Here is a 17,724-nt window from a genome sequence, read left to right as displayed (position 1 = left end):
ATCCTCTCCCCCCCCCCCTCCCCCCCCCCCCCCCCCCCCCACCCTTCCCCTCCCCCCCCCCCCCCCCGCCCCCCCCCCCCCCCCCCGGGCCCCCCCCCCCCCCCCCCCCCCCCCCCCCCCGGCCGTGCCGTCTCAGGTCGTCGAGCGGCGTCTGCGCGCCCCCGGGCGGCGCTCGCTCGGGCGGGTCACCGGGTCGCCCGCCTCCAGGGCGGCGGCGCGGCGCTTCATGCCGAAGTCGGCCAGGGCCTCGGCGAGCTTGTGGACGGACGGCTCGGGGGCCATGACGTCGACGCGCAGGCCGTGTTCCTCGGCGGTCTTGGCCGTGGCCGGGCCGATGCAGGCGATCACCGTCACGTTGTGCGGCTTGCCCGCGATGCCGACCAGGTTGCGGACCGTGGAGGAGGAGGTGAACAGGACCGCGTCGAAGCCGCCGCCCTTGATCGCCTCACGGGTCTCCGCCGGCGGCGGCGAGGCCCGCACGGTGCGGTACGCCGTGACGTCGTCGACCTCCCAGCCCAGCTCGATCAGCCCGGCCACCAGGGTCTCGGTGGCGATGTCGGCACGCGGCAGGAAGACGCGGTCGATCGGGTCGAACACCGGGTCGTAGGGGGGCCAGTCCTCCAGGAGGCCGGCCGCCGACTGCTCGCCGCTCGGCACCAGGTCCGGCTTCACGCCGAAGGCGACCAGCGCCCTGGCGGTCTGCTCGCCCACCGCCGCCACCTTGATGCCCGCGAAGGCACGCGCGTCGAGGCCGTACTCCTCGAACTTCTCCCGGACCGCCTTCACCGCGTTGACCGACGTGAACGCGATCCACTCGTACCGGCCGGTGACCAGGCCCTTGACCGCCCGCTCCATCTGCTGCGGGGTGCGCGGCGGCTCCACGGCGATCGTCGGCACCTCGTGCGGCACCGCGCCGTAGGAGCGCAGCTGGTCGGAGAGCGAGGCCGCCTGCTCCTTGGTCCGCGGCACGAGCACCTTCCAGCCGAACAGCGGCTTGGACTCGAACCACGACAGCTGGTCGCGCCGGGCCGCGGCGGAACGTTCGCCGACCACGGCTATCACCGGCCGGCCGCCGTCCGGCGACGGCAGCACCTTGGCCTGCTTCAGCGTCTGCGCGATCGTGCCGAGCGTCGCCGTCCAGGTGCGCTGGCGGGTCGTCGTGCCGGCGATCGTCACCGACAGCGGGGTGTCCGGCTTGCGGCCCGCCGAGACCAGCTCGGCCGCCGCGGCGGCCACCGCGTCCAGCGTGGTGGAGACGACCACCGTGCCGTCGGAGGCGCCGACCTCGGACCAGCACCGCTCGGAGGCGGTCCGGGCGTCCACGAAGCGGACGTCCGCGCCGTCGGCGTCGCGCAGCGGCACACCGGCGTACGCGGGCACGCCGACCGCCGCCGCGACCCCGGGGACGACCTCGAAGGGCACCCCGGCCGCGGCGCACGCGAGCATCTCCTCCGCCGCGTACGTGTCCAGTCCCGGGTCCCCGGACACCGCACGCACGACCCGCCTGCCGCCCCGCGCGGCCTCCATGACAAGATGAGCGGCATCCCGGGCAGCACCCGGGACAGCGGCGGGTGTTGACGTGCCGTCAACTACCGTCAGCTGGGGCGTGCCCGTGCCCGGCGGCGAGACCGAAGAGGGGTCGGCGTCGGTCTGCACGACGGAGACGCCCTGTCGGGCGTGCGTCCGGATGACGTCGAGCACCTCGTGCTCGGCGACCAGGACGTCCGCGCTCGACAGCGCCTCCACGGCGCGCAGAGTCAGCAGTCCCGGATCCCCGGGTCCGGCACCGAGGAAGGTGACGTGCCCGTGTTCCGGACCGGCGGCAGGAAGGGCGGTGGGGCTCAATGTGCTCGCTCCCCCATCAGACCGGCCGCGCCCTGGGCGAGCATCTCGGTGGCGAGTTCGCGACCGAGTGCCCACGCCTGGTCGTGCGTCTGGGGCACGGGACCGGTGGTGGACAGCTGCACCATGCGGGTGCCGTCGGTCGTGCCGACGACGCCGCGCAGGCGCATTTCCTTGACAATCTGCCCGTCGGCATGGGGGTCCCCCCGCTCGAGCGGAGCCGAGAGTGGGGGAAGGTCGGCCAGCGCCCCTACGGGTGCGCTGCAACCGGCCTCCAGGGCGGCGAGCAGTGATCGTTCGGCGGTGACGGCGGCCCGGGTGAGCGGGTCGTCCAGCGCGCCTAGCGCGGCGATCAGTTCCGCGTTGTCCGCGGTGCACTCGATCGCCAGGGCCCCCTGGCCGGGGGCGGGCAGAACCGTGTCGACCGACAGGAAGTCGGTCACCTCGTCGATGCGGCCGATCCGGTTGAGGCCGGCGGCGGCCAGCACGACCGCGTCCAGCTCGCCGTCGCGGACGTACCGGATGCGGGTGTCGACGTTGCCGCGGATCGGGACCGTCTCGATGTCCAGTCCGTGCGCGCGGGCGTACGCGTTCAGCTGCGCCATGCGGCGCGGCGCGCCGGTGCCGATGCGGGCGCCGCGCGGCAGGTCGGTGAGCTTCAGCGCGTCGCGCGCGACGATGACGTCCCGCGGGTCCTCGCGCACCGGTACGGCGGCCAGGACCAGCTCCGCGGGCTGCGCGGTCGGCAGGTCCTTGAGCGAATGAACCGCGAAGTCGACCTCGCCCCCGAGCAGCGCGTCCCGCAGCGCGGTGACGAACACACCGGTGCCGCCGATCTGCGCCAGCGCCTGCCGGGACACATCGCCGTAGGTGGTGATCTCGACCAGTTCGACGGGCCGGCCGGTCACCTCGCGGACGATCTCGGCCACCTGCCCGGACTGGGCCATGGCGAGCTTGCTCCGCCTGGTCCCCAGCCGCAGTGCCTTCTCACTCATGCTGGCCCTCGGTTCTTGTTCCGCGTGCTGTTCCCGGCCCCGGAGACGGCCGTCTCGGGCTCGAGGTCGAACAGGGTGCGCAGCGCGTCCGCGTACCCGGCGCCGCCGGGCTCGGCCGCGAGCTGCTTGACCCGTACGGTCGGCGCGTGCAGCAGCTTGTCGACGACCCGGTGCACGGTCTGCCGGATCTCGCCGCGCTGGCGTTCGTCCAGGTCGGGCAGGCGGCCGTGGAGGCGGGCCAGCTCACTGGCGACGACGTCGGCGGCCATGGTGCGCAGCGCGACCACGGTCGGCGTGATGTGCGCCGCCCGCAGCGCGGCACCGAAGGCCGCGACCTCGTCGGCGACGATGCGCCGGACCTGGTCCACGTCGGCGGCCATCGGCGCGTCGGCGGAGGCCTCCGCCAGCGACTCGATGTCCACCAGGCGGACCCCGGCCAGCCGGTGCACGGCCGCGTCGATGTCGCGGGGCATGGCCAGGTCGAGCAGGAAGAAGAAGGGCGCGGGGCGCTCGGCCACCGGCTCCGGCCTGCGCCGCTCGGGGATCCGGCCGACGGTGGCGGCGGTCGCGGCGAGCGCGGTGATCAGCTCGGCGTCCGCCTCGGGGCTGCGGCGCTCGCGGCGGTCGGCCGTGCTGCCGCCCGCGACCCAGGCCGCGTGCTGCTCCAGGGTGGCCGCGTCCATGCCGGCCACGGCGGCCTCGCCCATGAGGGAGAAGCCGGGCTGTACGGCGGCCAGGTCCAGCGGGCAGTTGTCGTCGGTGCCGAGGCCGGTGTGGCGCTGCGGGACCGCGGGCCTCGCGGCCGGGGCGCCGGTGTCGGCGACGGGGTGTCCGGTGCGGCCCTCGACCGCGTGCGCGACCGCCTCCGCCGTGAGCACCAGGCCCGTCGCCCCGGTACAGGAGACGACGACGTCGGCACGTGTCAGTTCGTCGGCCACCGCGTCCATGCGCACCGCGCGGGCGGTCACCGCGTTGTCGTCGGACTCCATGAGGATCCCGGCGAGCCGCTCGGCGCGCTCGAAGGTGCGGTTGGCGACGACGACCTCGGCGACCCCGGCGCGCGCCAGCGTGGCGGCGGCCAGGGAGGACATCGAGCCGGCGCCGATGACCAGCGCCTTCTTGCCGCGCGCCCAGTCGGGCACGGCCCGGCCGACGGCCAGCTGCTCCAGGCCGAAGGTGACCAGGGACTGGCCGGCGCGGTCGATGCCGGTCTCGGAGTGGGCGCGCTTGCCGACCCGCAGGGCCTGCTGGAACAGGTCGTTCAGCAGCTTGCCGGCGGTGTGCAGCTCCTGGGCGCGGGCCAGGGAGTCCTTGATCTGGCCGAGGATCTGGCCCTCGCCGACGACCATCGAGTCCAGCCCGCAGGCCACCGAGAACAGGTGGTGGACGGCCCGGTCCTCGTAGTGCACGTAGAGGTACGGCGTCAGTTCCTCCAGGCCGACCCCGCTGTGCCGGGCGAGCAGCGTGGACAGCTCGGCGACACCGGCGTGGAACTTGTCCACGTCGGCGTACAGCTCGATGCGGTTGCAGGTGGCGAGCACCGCGGCCTCGGTGGCGGGCTCGGCGGCGACCGTGTCCTGGACCAGCTTGACCTGGGCGTCCGCGCTCAGCGCGGCCCGCTCCAGCACGCTGACCGGGGCGCTGCGGTGGCTGAGGCCTACGACGAGGAGGCTCATGCCGGCATCACGGCGGGGACGTCCCCGTCGGGTCCCTGGTCGGCGGCGGTCTCGCGGGGTGCGGCGGCGGGCAGGGCGCCGTCGCCCGCGGGGGTCTCCTCGCCGGCCTTGCGCTGCTCGTGGAACGCGAGGATCTGCAGCTCGATGGAGAGGTCGACCTTGCGCACGTCGACGCCGTCCGGGACGGACAGCACGGTCGGCGCGAAGTTCAGGATGGAGGTCACACCGGCGGCGACGAGCCGGTCGCAGACCTGCTGGGCGGCGCCCGCCGGGGTGGCGATCACACCGATGGAGACCCCGTTGTCCTTGATGATCTTCTCGAGGTCGTCGGTGTGCCGCACCGGGATGCCCGCGACCGGCTTGCCGGCCATCGCGGGGTCGGCGTCGATCAGCGCGGCGACCCGGAAGCCACGGGAGGCGAAGCCGCCGTAGTTGGCCAGGGCGGCGCCGAGGTTGCCGATGCCGACGATGACAACCGGCCAGTCCTGGGTCAGGCCGAGTTCGCGGGAGATCTGGTAGACGAGATACTCCACGTCGTAGCCGACACCGCGCGTTCCGTAGGAACCCAGGTACGAGAAGTCCTTGCGCAGCTTGGCGGAGTTGACTCCCGCCGCCGCGGCCAGCTCCTCGGAGGAGACCGTGGGGACCGAGCGCTCCGACAGTGCGGTCAGGGCTCGGAGGTACAGCGGAAGCCGGGCGACGGTGGCCTCGGGAATCCCTCGGCTACGGGTCGCCGGTCGGTGTGTTCGGCCAGTTGCCACGGTGCTCCTGCGGGTAGAGCGGGGCTGTAGGCGGTCATACGTCCCCAGACCGCCCCGTCGACAGCAGGCTATGTCTTTGTGAACGCGTGCACAAAGATGGTGTCCGATTTGCCCGGCAGAAGTGACCGGGGTCACGCCGGTTTCACACCCGGAGCGGGAACCGGCGCGCACGCACCGACGTTCCTTCGTTACTGGGGGCAAAACCGCACACTCTCCTCACGAATCCCGCCCCCGAGACCAAACCGCCGTCGATCCTAAGCGACTTTCCGACCGGTTTGGACTAGTCGGTCAGTGCCCGGCGCAGTCGCTCCTCGTTCACGCGCCAGAAGGTGTGCTGTTCACCGTCGATCAGTACGACGGGGATCTGCTCCCAGTAGCGGTCGTGGAGGTCCCGGTCCTGCGTGATGTCCTTCGGCTCCCACGGCACTCCGAGGTCGCCGCACACCCTCTCGACCACCAGCTGCGCGTCGTCGCACAGATGACAGCCGGGCTTGCGGATCAGGGTCACCAGCCGCGCTCGCGGCTCTGCCTTGCGTCGGAAGAGCGGACTCATACCGGCCATTCTCGCGCCCCCGGGCGCCCCCTTCGCCGGGCGTTCACACCGCGCCAACCTCTCGACTCCGGAACCTTCGGACACAGTGGCTATGCTCGCGTCATGGCCGCTCTCGGATGGCTCACTCCCCGTAGGCGCTCCGCCACGGCGCGGAGCGTGTTGGCAGGCGAGGCCTCGGCGGAGGCCGCCCGCAAGTCCTCGCTGGAGACCGCCACGCCCGAGGAACCGCAGTTCCCGGTGTTCGGCGACGTGCGGGCCGCCGCCTTCTTCGACCTGGACAACACGGTGATGCAGGGCGCCGCGCTCTTCCACTTCGGCCGGGGGCTGTACAAGCGGAAGTTCTTCGAGACCCGCGACCTCGCCCGGTTCGCCTGGCAGCAGACCTGGTTCCGGCTGGCCGGCGTCGAGGACCCCGAGCACATGCAGGACGTCCGCGACTCGGCGCTGTCGATCGTCAAGGGCCACCGGGTCGCCGAGCTGGAGTCCATCGGCGAGGAGATCTACGACGAGTACATGGCCGACCGCATCTGGCCCGGCACCCGCGCCCTGGCCCAGGCCCACCTGGACGCGGGCCAGAAGGTGTGGCTGGTCACCGCGGCCCCGGTGGAGATCGCCCAGGTGATCGCCCGCCGCCTCGGCCTGACCGGCGCCCTCGGCACGGTGGCCGAGTCGGTCGACGGCGTCTACACCGGCCGGCTGGTCGGCGAGCCCCTGCACGGGCCCGCCAAGGCGGAGGCGGTGCGCGCGCTGGCCGCCGCCGAGGGGCTGGACCTCTCCCGCTGCGCGGCCTACAGCGACAGCCACAACGACATCCCGATGCTGTCCCTGGTCGGCCACCCCTACGCCGTCAACCCGGACGCCAAGCTGCGCCGGCACGCCCGCGAGCAGGACTGGCGGCTGCGGGACTACCGCACGGGCCGCAAGGCGGCGAAGGTCGGCATCCCGGCGGCGGCCGGGGTCGGCGCGGTGGCCGGCGGCACGGCGGCCGCGATCGCCCTGAGCCGGCGGCGCCGGTAGCCGCGAGCCGGTCCCGCACTCCCGTCCGCGCGCACGATTATGCCGCGGCCATTTCAACACGCCCCGTACTTCATCGAAACACGCCTCTTTTCGTTCAAGAACCGATCATTTTCATGAACCTGACCCGGCATCAAACAGCCGCAGAAGCGACGCAATCGATGATTTGAGCAACTCGGTGTAGCAGGGCCTGTACGAAGCGTTATTCTCCTCAGACGCAAACCGGTACCCCTCCGTCGCTACGACGGGTGAACGGTCCCGCACTGCACGTGATGGAAGCTCTGCCTCTGGGAGTCCCGTGTACCCACACGTCGGGGTTGACACCTCGGGCCTGGCTACGCTGCGCGCAACGGTCGCGACGGTCAAGGAAACACTGCGCGGCTTCGTCCCCCCCGCGTACGCCGTCCCCGCCTTCGCAGCCGCCGCGCCCGCGGGCCCGTGCTACGCACTGGCCGACGGCGGCGCCGCCGTCGGCAGACGGGGGCGTGCGACCGGCCCGGCCACCGCCCGCCGGCCGGCCGCCGACAGCGACAGCGCCCGCATGATGGACCTCGTCGAACGCGCCCAGTCCGGCGAGGCCGAAGCCTTCGGCCGCCTCTACGACCAGTACAGCGACACCGTCTACCGGTACATCTACTACCGCGTCGGCGGCCGGGCCACCGCCGAGGACCTCACCAGCGAGACCTTTCTGCGGGCCCTGCGCAGGATCGGCACGTTCACCTGGCAGGGCCGCGACTTCGGCGCCTGGCTGGTCACCATCGCCCGGAACCTGGTCGCCGACCACTTCAAGTCCAGCCGCTTCCGGCTGGAGGTCACCACCGGCGAGATGCTCGACGCCAACGAGGTCGAGCGCTCCCCGGAGGACTCCGTCCTGGAGTCCCTGTCCAACGCCGCCCTGCTCGACGCGGTACGGCGGCTCAACCCACAACAGCAGGAGTGCGTGACGCTCCGCTTCCTCCAGGGCCTCTCGGTCGCCGAGACCGCCCGGGTCATGGGCAAGAACGAGGGCGCCATCAAGACCCTCCAGTACCGCGCCGTGCGCACCCTCGCCCGGCTGCTGCCGGACGACGTCCGCTGAGCGGACGACGGCGGGCTCCCGACGGTCGCGGCCACGGTGGGCGACGCTCAACTCACGCCAGGTGACGGCGTGTTGTCTTTCCGAACCGCTCGCCCGCCGTCCGTAACCCAAGTGCCGCGCCACTCGTTGTGCGGGATACAGGCTCCCTGTGGTCACGTCCCGGCCGTCCCCGATCACCCGATCCGGGGACGCGCTCGTGGACGTGCAACCCTCAGGACCCCCTGGGGAGTCGACCGTCATGACGAGAGGAGGTGCCGCCAGTGATCGCGAACGTATCGGCGCACCGGCGGGCGAACGCCTTCGCCCAGGCCCTGGAGGAGCAGTCCGACCGGGACACGGCGGCCGAGCAGTCCGAAGGCCCGGCGGGTTCCCCGCCGACCGCCGAGGAGCGGACCGAACAGGGCGAGCTGCTGGCCCTGGCGGCGGGGCTCGGCGCGCTGCCCCGGCCGCAGCTCGACCCGGAGGTCAAGGTCGTCCAGCGGGCCCAGTTGGTGGCCGCGATGGAGGCCATGCTCCAGGAGGGGACCGGGGCGGCGGACCCGTCCGTGCCGGAACAGCGCTCCGCCCGGGCGAGGGGCGCGCACCGGGCGGGAACGCTCGGCAGGTTCCGCCCGCGCACCAGGCTCACCAAGGGGCTCGCGGCCGGCGGGCTCAGCGTCGGCGTGGCCGCCGGGGCCTTCGGCGGGGTCGCCGCCGCCAGCTCCGACGCCCTGCCCGGCGACTCGCTGTACGGCCTGAAGCGCGGCATCGAGGACTTCAGGCTCAACTACCTGACCGACGGCGACGACCAGCGCGGCCAGACCTACCTCGACCAGGCCTCCACCCGGCTCGGCGAGGCCCGGCGGCTGCTGGAGCGCGGCCGGGGCGGCCACCTGGACCACGAGTCCATCGGCGAGATCCGCCGCACCCTGGCGGGGATGCGGCACGACGTCACCGAGGGCCACCGGCTGCTCCACGCGGCGTACGAAGCCGATCCGGACTCCCTCGGCCCCATCCAGGCGCTGTCCGCCTTCTCCCGGTCCCACCGCGAGGCGTGGAGCGCGCTCAGCGACAAGCTGCCCGTCCAGCTCGGCGACGTCAAACAGCAGGTGTCCTCGGTCTTCGACGCCATAGACGAAGAGGTCGCCCCGCTGCAGTCGCTGCTCCCGCAGCAGCCGCCCCGGCCCGGCGGGGACCGGCACCCGGGCGCCGGCTCGGGCCCGTCGGCCACCGACTCCTCGGGCACCCACCGGTCGGCGCCGCCCGGCTCCCCCGGCCACACCCCGTCCCCCGGCCGGCACTCCGGCACGGACGCGCCGAGCGACCCGGCGACCGGCAGCGGCGGCGAGGGACTCCTCGGCGGTGGCACCGGCGGCCTGCTCGACCCGCCGAAGACCGGCACCACGGGCAGCTCCCCGTCCGCCGGCAAGTCCCCGTCGGCCCAGCCCGACGTCACCATCCCGCCGCTCATCCCCGACCTGCTCCCCGGCCTCGGCATCGAAGGCGAGGAACAGGACTAGCCCGCTGCGGGGGCGCCCCTTTCCGAGCAGGGACGCCCCCGCAGCCGTACGCCCCTCACGAGATCCCGGGGAAACCTCCGGGAAGACCGTTCAGAAGAACACCGACCGCCGCTGCACCAGCAGCTTGTACAGCGTGTGCTGGATCTGCTCGCGCACCTGGTCGGTCAGGTTGAACATCAGCATCGGGTCCTCGGCGGCCTCCGGCGGATAGCCGTCCGTCGGGATCGGCTCGCCGAACTGGATCGTCCACTTCGTCGGCAGCGGGATCGCGCCCAGCGGGCCGAGCCACGGGAACGTCGGCGTCAGCGGGAAGTACGGGATGCCCAGCACCCGGGCCAGCGTCTTGGCGTTGCCGATCATCGGGTAGATCTCCTCCGCCCCGACGATCGAGCAGGGCACGATCGGCACGCCCTGCCGCAGTGCCGTGGAGACGAAGCCGCCCCGGCCGAACCGCTGGAGCTTGTAGCGCTCGCCGAAGGGTTTGCCGATGCCCTTGAAGCCCTCCGGCATCACCCCGACCAGCTCGCCCTGGCCCAGCAGCCGTTCCGCGTCCTCCGCGCAGGCCAGGGTGTGCCCCAGCTTGCGGGCCAGCTCGTTGACCACCGGCAGCGCGAAGACCAGGTCGGCCGCGAGCAGCCGCAGGTGCCGGCCGGCGGGGTGGTGGTCGTGCACGGCCACCTGCATCATCAGGCCGTCCAGCGGCAGCGTCCCGGAGTGGTTGGCGACGATCAGCGCCCCGCCCTCGGCCGGGATGTTCTCGACGCCCTTCACCTCGACCCGGAAGTACTTCTCGTACACCGGCCGCAGCAGCGACATCAGGACCTGGTCGGTCAGCTCCTCGTCGTAGCCGAAGTCGTCGACCTCGTAGTCCCCGGTGAGCCGGCGCCGCAGGAAGGCCAGCCCGGCCGCCACCCGCCGTTCCAGGCCGCCGTCCTGCCCGCCCTGCTCCGGGGGCCGCACCGGCTCCTCCGCACGGTCCACCGGCTCGTCCTCCCCTGCCCGCTCCCGGCCCGGCAGCGGCTGGACCGCGCCCCGCCCGCCCGGCTCGCCGAGCGCGCCGCGCCGGCCGCTCCCGCCGCGCCGCCGTGCCTGGCGCTGTGCGGCGCTCCCCCGGGACCGGTCGTCATCGAACGGAATGACCTTGGCGTCCGCCATCGTTGCCGCTCTCCTCAGTTGGCGCTGTGCGTCTGGGGGTGACCGGCCGCCCTCGTGGACAGCGCGGCGACCCGGTCGACGGCCCCCGCGAGGGCCTCCGGCGGCAGCAGCCCGGGGCCCAGGGCGCGCGCGAAGTCCGCGAACGTCCCGGCCGTCGTGTAGCGGGGGGCGAAGCCCAGCGTCTCGCGCATCTGCCCGGTGTCCACCACCCGCCCGTGGGTGAGCAGCCGGATCTGCTCCGGCGAGAAGTCCGTCATACCGAGCGTACGCACCAGGGAGCCGGCCCAGGTGACCGCGGGCAGCAGCAGCGGCACGGTGGGCCGCCCGAGCCGCCTGGAGCACTGCGAGAGCAGCAGCACGCCGTCCCCGGCGATGTTGAAGGTGCCGCTGTTGAGGCTGCCCCGGCGCGGCTCGTGCGAGGCGATCCGCAGCACCTCGATCACATCGTCCTCGTGCACGAACTGCAGCCGCGGGTCGTAGCCGAACACGGTCGGCAGGACGGGCAGCGAGAAGTAGGAGGCGAGCGGGGTGTCCACGGTGGGGCCGAGGATGTTGGCGAACCGCAGCACGCACACGGCGACATCCGGCCGCCGCCGCGCGAACCCGCGCACGTACCCCTCCACCTCGACGGCGTCCTTCGCGAAACCGCCGCTGGGCAGCGACTTGGCCGGGGTGGTCTCGGTGAACACGGCCGGGTCGCGCGGCGCGGAGCCGTAGACGTTCGTGCTGGACTTCACCACCAGCCGGCGCACGGCCGGCGACTTCTGGCAGGCACCGAGCAGTTGCATGGTGCCGATGACGTTGGTCTCCTTGACCGTGGCCCGGCTGCCGCCGCCCAGCGCGGTGCCGGTCACGTCCAGGTGGACGACCGTGTCGGCCCCCGTCTCGGCCAGCACCCGGGCGATCGTCGGCTGCCGGATGTCGGTCTGGACGAAGTCGGCGCCGCCCAGGTGGTGCGCCGGCGGCACCGCGTCCACGGCGATCACCCGGTCCACCTCCGGGTCCCGCAGGATCCGCCGCACGAACCGGCCGCCGAGCTGCCGGGCGACTCCGGTGACGAGCACGACCCTTCCCAAGATCAGCGCCCTCCTTCCCGCGTAACCGGTACCCCGCGTTCCCCGTGTGCGGCCAACCTAGCCGGTCGGCGGCGCGGTGGGAGGACCCCCGGTGCGCGGGGGGACGGAATTTCCCCCGTCGGCACACGCCCGGAACATGCCTGTGGCCCCCCACCACTGCTGGTGGGGGGCCACAGGTGCCACGCTTTCGCGGCGTCGCTCGCGATCACCCCGCTCGCGCGGGGGACCGCCTACTTCTTGTTGCGACGCTGAACGCGCGTGCGCTTGAGCAGCTTGCGGTGCTTCTTCTTGGCCATCCGCTTGCGCCGCTTCTTGATAACAGAGCCCACGACTACCCTCGCTCACTTCTCATCACTCGGTTGTTTGGGCGCCATGGGCCCACACGACCTACGAGGGGCTAGCCTACCCAACCGAGCGCCGAGGTCGTAATCGAGGGGTCTCCCCCGGTCGCCCGGGGGTCGCCGTCAGGCCGTCTCCACCCCCACAAAGCTGTCGCGGAGGTACTCGTGTACCGCTTGCTCCGGGACGCGGAAGGACCGCCCCACCCGGATCGCGGGCAGATGACCGCTGTGCACCAGGCGGTACACGGTCATCTTGGACACTCGCATCACCGAGGCGACTTCCGCCACGGTAAGGAACTGAACCTCGTTCAGAGGCCTCTCGCCAGCTGCAGCCATGACACACCTGAACCTTCCGCACTCGACGGCCACCGGCTTCCCCTTCCGGTGACTCTTCGTCGTTGCGTGCTCACTCCCCAGACTAGGGGCGGGTGATGCGAGTGGGGAAGAGGTGCACCCATCGGCGGCCTACTGTGACAAGCGGGCCCGATTGAGCACGTAGCGGGCCAGCGGGCGGTAGTGAGCAGACCGCACTGCGTCATCAACCGGAACGACGACGGACACCCGCCCCTCGGCCTCCCCGACGAACGGCGCGGGGTCGTCGGTGTCGGCCAGCCCGATGGCCTCGAACCCCAGCTGACCTGCGCCGCAGACCCATCCGTGATCGCCGACGACCAGCTCCGGAAGCGGCCCTCCGGCCTCGGCGGCGGCCTCCAGCGCGACCCGAACCGGGAGCGGCGAGTGGGTGTGGGCACCCGGCTCACAACCGGGGCGCCCGCTCGCCGGTTCCCGCATCAGGGCAACCCCTCGTACGTAGTCGAGGCGATGCGGACGTAGACCGAACCGGGTCAATATGTCGACACAACGACCCTGCGCGGGGGTGAGGACCTCACATCCCGCCGCCGACAGCGCGTCCGCCAGAGCGGCGTAGAACCCCAGCAACCGCCCCGGGTGCCCGGTGCCGAACAGCACCGGAGTGCCACGCCGGGCCGCCTTCCGGATCCGCCCGGCGAAGGCGTCGAGGGCGGCGAGCGTCCGCTCCGGGTCGATCACGTCCGGTCCGCTCGTGTGCCGGGGGTCGGCCGAGACCCCGCACGTCCGCGCCATCAGGGCGAGCAGGTCCCCGAACCCCCAGGCGCCTTCCGGGTCGATCCCGATCAGCGCGCGCGGATCCCGGGCGGCGAACAGCCGGTAGCTGCGCAGGCTTTCCTCCCGCGAGGTCGCCACCACCCCGGCCAGCCGAACGGCCACCAGATGGGCACGGAGCCGGGCGGAGGACGACACGGAGCGATGGTGACCCATCGGGGGCGGGGCCGGGGCGGAAACACCGGGATTGCGCGCGGATGGCCCAACGGCCGGACAGGCCCTCCACGCCCGGCCTCCCGGCCCGCGGCACGGGCGGCGGGCGCGGCGGACGCCCGTCACCCGCCCCGCGTCCCAGGGCGCCCACGGCAGGCACCGCGACGGGCACTCGCCCGGCCGGTCTCCGACGCACCGCAGGGCCTGCGCATCCGGAACTCCGACACGGGCGCGGACCCACGAGCCACGGGGCGCGCGACGCGCACGGCCGGCACTCCGGACAGCGGGCGCCCCGGCCACGCACCGCAGGACGTACCCGCCCCGAGCCCCGACGCGCACCCCGGACCCGCGAACCGCAGGGCGCGCACGGCCGGCACTTCGGCGCGGGCCCCGGGCGGGGGTCCGCGAGGGGCGCTCCCGGCGGGGGTCCCGGCAGGTCTTACGGCAGCAGGCCGCGCAGGGGGAACGCCGCTCGGCGGGTCGCCAGGATCGCCTGGTCGATGCGGTCGGCCGGGTCGTAACCCGACTCCCACGCGCCGTACTCCACCGGCCGGCGCCCGTCCGTCATCCGCCGCGGACCCGGCTGCCGGGTCCGGGCGAAGACCTCCTGCCGCCAGCTCTCGGGGATCACCGACTCCGGTTCCAGCGGCTTGCCCGCCGCGATGCCCACGAGGTGCGTCCAGGACCGGGGCACGACGTCCACGACCGCGTATCCGCCACCGCCGAGGGCGACCCACTTGCCGTCCGCGTGGGCGTGCGCCAGCTCGTGGCACGCCAGCTGCACCGCCCGCTGCGCGTCCAGCGAGACGGCCAGGTGGGCGAGCGGGTCCTCGAAGTGGGTGTCGGCGCCGTGCTGGGAGACCAGGACCTGCGGCCGGAAGGCGGCGAGCAGCTCCGGCACCACCGCGTGGAACGCCCGCAGCCACCCCGCGTCCCCGGTGCCGGCGGGCAGCGCCACGTTCACCGCCGCGCCCTCCCCCGCGCCCGCGCCCGTCTCCTGCGGCCACCCGGTCCCCGGGAACAGCGTGCCGGGATGCTCGTGCAGCGAGATCGTCAGCACCCGGGGGTCCTCCCAGAACGCGGCCTGCACCCCGTCCCCGTGGTGCACGTCGACGTCCACGTAGGCGACCCGCTCGGCGCCCAGTTCCAGCAGCCGCGCGATCGCGAGGGACGCGTCGTTGTAGACGCAGAACCCGGACGCACCACCCGGCATCGCGTGGTGCAGCCCGCCCGCGAAGTTCACCGCGTGCTCGGCGTCCCCCCGCCACACCGCCTCGGCCGCCCCCACCGACTGACCCGCGATCAGCGCGGACACCTCGTGCATGCCGGCGAACGCCGGATCGTCGAGCGTGCCGAGCCCGTACGAGCCGTCGGCGCCCGCCGGGTCCGCCGACGCGGCCTTCACCGCGTCGATGTAGTCCTCCCGGTGGACCAGCCGCAGCGTCGACTCGCCGGCCGGTTTCGCCGCGACGACCGCCAGCTCCCGGTCCAGCCCGAAGGCCCCGACCAGCCGACGGGTCAGCTCCAGCCGGACCGGATCCATCGGATGGCTCGGACCGAAGTCATAGCCCGTTACTGCCTCGTCCCACATCAGCTGTGCGCGGCCGCTCATGCCCGCCACCGTATCGGTCCGGTTGAGCCGCGAACGACCTGGCGTACCCCAGTGTCACCAGTACCAACACCATCGGCACGAGCATGGCGCCCCGGTAGCTCCAGGCGTCCCCCAGGGCACCCACCAGCGGCGAACCGATCAGGAAGCCCACGTAGTTGAAGATGTTCAGCCGCGCGATCGCCGCGTCCGAGGCCCCCGGACCGTGCTGTTCGAACGCGTGCCGGCCGGCCGCCGCGAAGGTCTGCGGCACCAGCACGCACAGCCCGAGCCCGAGCAGCGTGAACCCGAGCATCCCCACCCACGCGCCGGGCGCCAGCGCCACCACCGCGAACCCGCCCGCCGCGACCAGCGCCCCGAGCCGGACGACCGCCGCCGCCCCGAACCGCCGCACCCCGAGGTCCCCGACGGCCCGGCCCGCCAGCGTGGTCACCATGTACACGTTGTACGGCACCGTCGCCAGCTGCTCCGACCCGCCCAGCACGTCCTTCAGGTACTTCGCGCTCCAGTTGGAGACGGTGGAGTCCCCGATGTAGGCGAAGGTCATCACCAGGCACAGCGGCAGCAGCAGCGTGAACGCGGCCCCGCCGCCGTCCGCCCGGTCGTCCCGCGCCGGCGCGGGCGCCCCGTCGACGTACCACCGGCTCCCCAGCAGCGCCGCCGGCAGCAGCACCGCCACCACCGGCAGGTACGACACCCACAGTGCGAGCTGCCAGTGTGCCCCGGCCCAGGCCAGCGAGGCCCCGACGATCCCGCCCAGGCTGTAGACGGCGTGGAAGCCGAGCATGATGCTGCGCCCGTACGACCGCTGGAGGCTGACGCCGAGCATGTTCATGGACGCGTCCAGCGCGCCCACCGCCAGGCCGAAGGCGCCCAGCGCCACCGCCAGCGCGGCCACCTGCCCGGGCCCGCCCGCCCCGACCCCGAGCAGCGCCAGCAGCACCACCGGCTGGGACCAGCGCAGCACCCGGCTCGGCCGGACCCGCCGCACCAGCCGCTCGGTGGCCACGCTGCCGACCCCGGCGAGGACGGGGACCGCAGCCAGGAAGACCGGGAGCAGCGCGTCGGAGACGCCGTACCGGTCCTGGACGGCCGGGATGCGCGTCACCAGCAGGGCAAAGGCGACGCCCTGGGCGAAGAAGCCGAACGCCAGCGAGGCCCTGCCGCGCCGCAGCACATCAGTCATGGCGGCGAGGGTAGGGCCCCGGACTACCTGTGGGTAGATCCAGCCAAAGGTGAATTCCGCTCAGTTTCCGTCCGCAGGGGGGCGGGCACGGCGGCCCCGGTCTCGGCGGTGACCAGCCGGCCCATCGGTCCCGCGGCCAGTGCGCCGCTCACCATGAAGGTGACCGTCAGGACCGTCATCACGACGACCGTACCCAGCCACACCATGGTGTCCACGGGCACCGTGTAGGCGCCGGTGATCCGGGCCGCGCACTCCAGCAGCAGCCCGCCGCCCCACAGCAGGGAGAACAGCCGCTCCTTGCGCCGGAACCGCTCCGAGCCGGCCGCCGTGCCCGCCGCGAGCCGCGCCCAGGCGGCCTCGCGGGCCGCATCGCCCTTGACCAGGAAGGGCTTCACGACCGTGCTCATCATGGGCCTGCCGAGCGCCACGGACAGCAGGACGCCGAACGCCACCGTGCTGCCGACGGCGCCGTCCTTGGCGAGCATCAACCGCGGGTCGCCGGAGACGAGGCTCAGCACGAGCGAGACGACGTTGACGGCGAGGATCAGGGCGGCCGGCCCGTTGATCCGCCGCTCGCGCACCACCGAGGACACGACCCGCACGGCGGGCACCACGCTGCTCAGGGCGAGCGCGGTCAGGGTGCTCGTGCCGAGGGCGTCCTTGCAGAGGTAGTAGGCGCCGAGCGGCGCGGCGATGTCGACGAGCAGCGGCTTGACGTGGTCCGCCGCGCCCGGCTGCCGGTCCTGGTTCCCCGTGGTCTTCGTCATGCCCTCAGCTTCGCCGCGGGGCGGGGTCCGGCAGTAGGCACGATCGTCCGGAGGTCCGGGTGACAAATGTCAGGCCGGTCGGCCGCCGCGGTCATCCCAGCAGGCCGGTCAGCTCCTCCATGCGGGAGAAGAGGTGCCCGGCGCCCGCGAGCCGCTCCGCCGGTGTCATCGCGGTGAACCCGTACACGTCCATCCCGGCCGCCACGGCGGCCTGGACGCCCAGGGGGGAGTCCTCCACGACCACGCATCGCCCGGGGGCCACGCCCATCCGCCGGGCCGCGTGCAGGAACAGGTCCGGCGCCGGCTTGCCCCGCCCGACGTCCTCCGAGCTGAAGATCCGCTCGTCCGTGAACCACCGGTCGAGCCCGGTCGTGCGGTGCCCCACCCGTATCCGCTCGTGGCTCCCGGAGGAGGCCACGCAGTACGGCACCCCGTCCGCGGCCAGCTTCTCCAGGACGCCGGTCACCCCGGGCACGGGCCGCAGCTCCCGCTCGAAGGCGGCGAACACCCGGGCGTGGAAGATCTCGTCGAACTCCTCCGGCAGCCGCCGGCCCGTGCGCTCCAGCACCAGGTCGTGGACGCGGTGCATCGCCGAGCCCATGTAGTCGCGGATGGAGTCCTCGTACGAAGTCGGGTGCCCCAGCTCGGTGAGATAGGCGGCCAGCAGCCGGTTGGATATCGGCTCGCTGTCCACGAGGACACCGTCGTTGTCGAAGATGACGAGGTCATAGCGCATGCCGTAGACCTTAATTGACCCGGAACGCAGAAAACCCCCGCACCGGAAGGTGCGGGGGTTTCCCCAAAAATTGTTCGGCGGTGTCCTACTCTCCCACAGGGTCCCCCCTGCAGTACCATCGGCGCTGTGAGGCTTAGCTT

General features: G+C 73.2%; 17 protein-coding genes and 1 rRNA gene. 3 read left to right on the top strand and 15 right to left on the bottom strand.

Going from position 1 to position 17,724, the window contains the following annotated elements; genetic code table 11:
• Positions 1-132 precede the first annotated feature (132 nt).
• The 5 genes from ACZ63H_RS37010 to ACZ63H_RS36990 all read right to left on the bottom strand — a co-directional run bounded on the left by ACZ63H_RS37010 (position 133) and on the right by ACZ63H_RS36990 (position 5,836).
• The gene (locus ACZ63H_RS37010; protein ID WP_469872770.1) at positions 133-1,845 is read right to left on the bottom strand and encodes a bifunctional uroporphyrinogen-III C-methyltransferase/uroporphyrinogen-III synthase; all 1,713 of its coding nucleotides are present in this window, start codon (positions 1,843-1,845) and stop codon (positions 133-135) included.
• The gene (hemC, locus tag ACZ63H_RS37005) at positions 1,842-2,837 is read right to left on the bottom strand and encodes a hydroxymethylbilane synthase (RefSeq protein WP_467932740.1); all 996 of its coding nucleotides are present in this window, start codon (positions 2,835-2,837) and stop codon (positions 1,842-1,844) included. The genes ACZ63H_RS37010 and hemC overlap by 4 nt, the downstream gene beginning before the upstream one ends.
• The gene (locus tag ACZ63H_RS37000) at positions 2,834-4,513 is read right to left on the bottom strand and encodes a glutamyl-tRNA reductase (protein WP_469872768.1); all 1,680 of its coding nucleotides are present in this window, start codon (positions 4,511-4,513) and stop codon (positions 2,834-2,836) included. Before ACZ63H_RS37000 ends, hemC begins: the two co-directional genes overlap by 4 nt.
• On the bottom strand, positions 4,510-5,274 hold the full coding sequence (locus tag ACZ63H_RS36995; protein ID WP_469872766.1) for a redox-sensing transcriptional repressor Rex: 765 nt from the start codon (positions 5,272-5,274) through the stop codon (positions 4,510-4,512). The genes ACZ63H_RS37000 and ACZ63H_RS36995 overlap by 4 nt, the downstream gene beginning before the upstream one ends.
• A 280-nt stretch (positions 5,275-5,554) precedes the next feature.
• Positions 5,555-5,836, bottom strand: a complete 282-nt coding sequence (locus ACZ63H_RS36990; protein WP_469872764.1) for a glutaredoxin family protein — start codon at positions 5,834-5,836, stop codon at positions 5,555-5,557.
• A 93-nt stretch (positions 5,837-5,929) separates the two neighbouring features.
• Here ACZ63H_RS36990 and ACZ63H_RS36985 point away from each other — a divergent pair, with 93 nt between their 5' ends.
• From ACZ63H_RS36985 to ACZ63H_RS36975, 3 genes are all read left to right on the top strand, one after another.
• The gene (locus ACZ63H_RS36985) at positions 5,930-6,844 is read left to right on the top strand and encodes an HAD family hydrolase (RefSeq protein ID WP_469872762.1); all 915 of its coding nucleotides are present in this window, start codon (positions 5,930-5,932) and stop codon (positions 6,842-6,844) included.
• A 295-nt stretch (positions 6,845-7,139) separates the two neighbouring features.
• The gene (locus tag ACZ63H_RS36980) at positions 7,140-7,919 is read left to right on the top strand and encodes an ECF subfamily RNA polymerase sigma factor, BldN family (protein WP_469872760.1); all 780 of its coding nucleotides are present in this window, start codon (positions 7,140-7,142) and stop codon (positions 7,917-7,919) included.
• A 260-nt stretch (positions 7,920-8,179) separates the two neighbouring features.
• Positions 8,180-9,418 carry a DUF5667 domain-containing protein gene (locus ACZ63H_RS36975; RefSeq protein ID WP_469872758.1) on the top strand — a complete coding sequence of 413 codons (1,239 nt, stop codon included), beginning with the start codon at positions 8,180-8,182 and terminating at the stop codon, positions 9,416-9,418.
• Positions 9,419-9,508: 90 nt separating this feature from the next.
• On the opposite strand, the gene ACZ63H_RS36970 is transcribed toward ACZ63H_RS36975, so the two are convergent.
• The 10 genes from ACZ63H_RS36970 to rrf all read right to left on the bottom strand — a co-directional run.
• On the bottom strand, positions 9,509-10,573 hold the full coding sequence (locus ACZ63H_RS36970; protein WP_469872756.1) for a lysophospholipid acyltransferase family protein: 1,065 nt from the start codon (positions 10,571-10,573) through the stop codon (positions 9,509-9,511).
• A gap of 14 nt (positions 10,574-10,587) precedes the next feature.
• Positions 10,588-11,649, bottom strand: coding sequence for an NAD-dependent epimerase/dehydratase family protein (locus tag ACZ63H_RS36965; protein WP_469872754.1), 1,062 nt, complete (start codon positions 11,647-11,649; stop codon positions 10,588-10,590).
• Positions 11,650-11,879: 230 nt separating this feature from the next.
• Positions 11,880-11,978 carry a 30S ribosomal protein bS22 gene (locus ACZ63H_RS36960; protein ID WP_003948845.1) on the bottom strand — a complete coding sequence of 33 codons (99 nt, stop codon included), beginning with the start codon at positions 11,976-11,978 and terminating at the stop codon, positions 11,880-11,882.
• 135 nt (positions 11,979-12,113) lie between these two features.
• Entirely contained in the window at positions 12,114-12,326 is a 213-nt protein-coding gene (locus ACZ63H_RS36955) for a helix-turn-helix domain-containing protein (RefSeq protein ID WP_469872752.1), read from the bottom strand.
• A gap of 129 nt (positions 12,327-12,455) precedes the next feature.
• Positions 12,456-13,289, bottom strand: coding sequence for a phosphatase (locus tag ACZ63H_RS36950; protein ID WP_469872750.1), 834 nt, complete (start codon positions 13,287-13,289; stop codon positions 12,456-12,458).
• 436 nt (positions 13,290-13,725) lie between these two features.
• Positions 13,726-14,898: an acetoin utilization protein AcuC gene (locus tag ACZ63H_RS36945; RefSeq protein WP_469872748.1), complete on the bottom strand. Its 1,173-nt coding sequence runs from the start codon at positions 14,896-14,898 to the stop codon at positions 13,726-13,728.
• Positions 14,849-16,081: an MFS transporter gene (locus tag ACZ63H_RS36940; RefSeq protein ID WP_469872746.1), complete on the bottom strand. Its 1,233-nt coding sequence runs from the start codon at positions 16,079-16,081 to the stop codon at positions 14,849-14,851. The genes ACZ63H_RS36945 and ACZ63H_RS36940 overlap by 50 nt, the downstream gene beginning before the upstream one ends.
• A 23-nt stretch (positions 16,082-16,104) precedes the next feature.
• Positions 16,105-16,848: a VC0807 family protein gene (locus ACZ63H_RS36935; protein WP_469872744.1), complete on the bottom strand. Its 744-nt coding sequence runs from the start codon at positions 16,846-16,848 to the stop codon at positions 16,105-16,107.
• A gap of 91 nt (positions 16,849-16,939) precedes the next feature.
• Positions 16,940-17,584 carry an HAD family hydrolase gene (locus ACZ63H_RS36930; RefSeq protein ID WP_469872742.1) on the bottom strand — a complete coding sequence of 215 codons (645 nt, stop codon included), beginning with the start codon at positions 17,582-17,584 and terminating at the stop codon, positions 16,940-16,942.
• A 72-nt stretch (positions 17,585-17,656) separates the two neighbouring features.
• Positions 17,657-17,724, bottom strand: a 5S ribosomal RNA gene (rrf, locus tag ACZ63H_RS36925); the annotation flags it as partial.

It is taken from the genome of Streptomyces sp. NPDC104831 (genome assembly GCF_055583025.1).
Note: the sequence above shows the minus strand (reverse complement) of the source record. Positions and strands in the feature narration are given on the sequence as shown.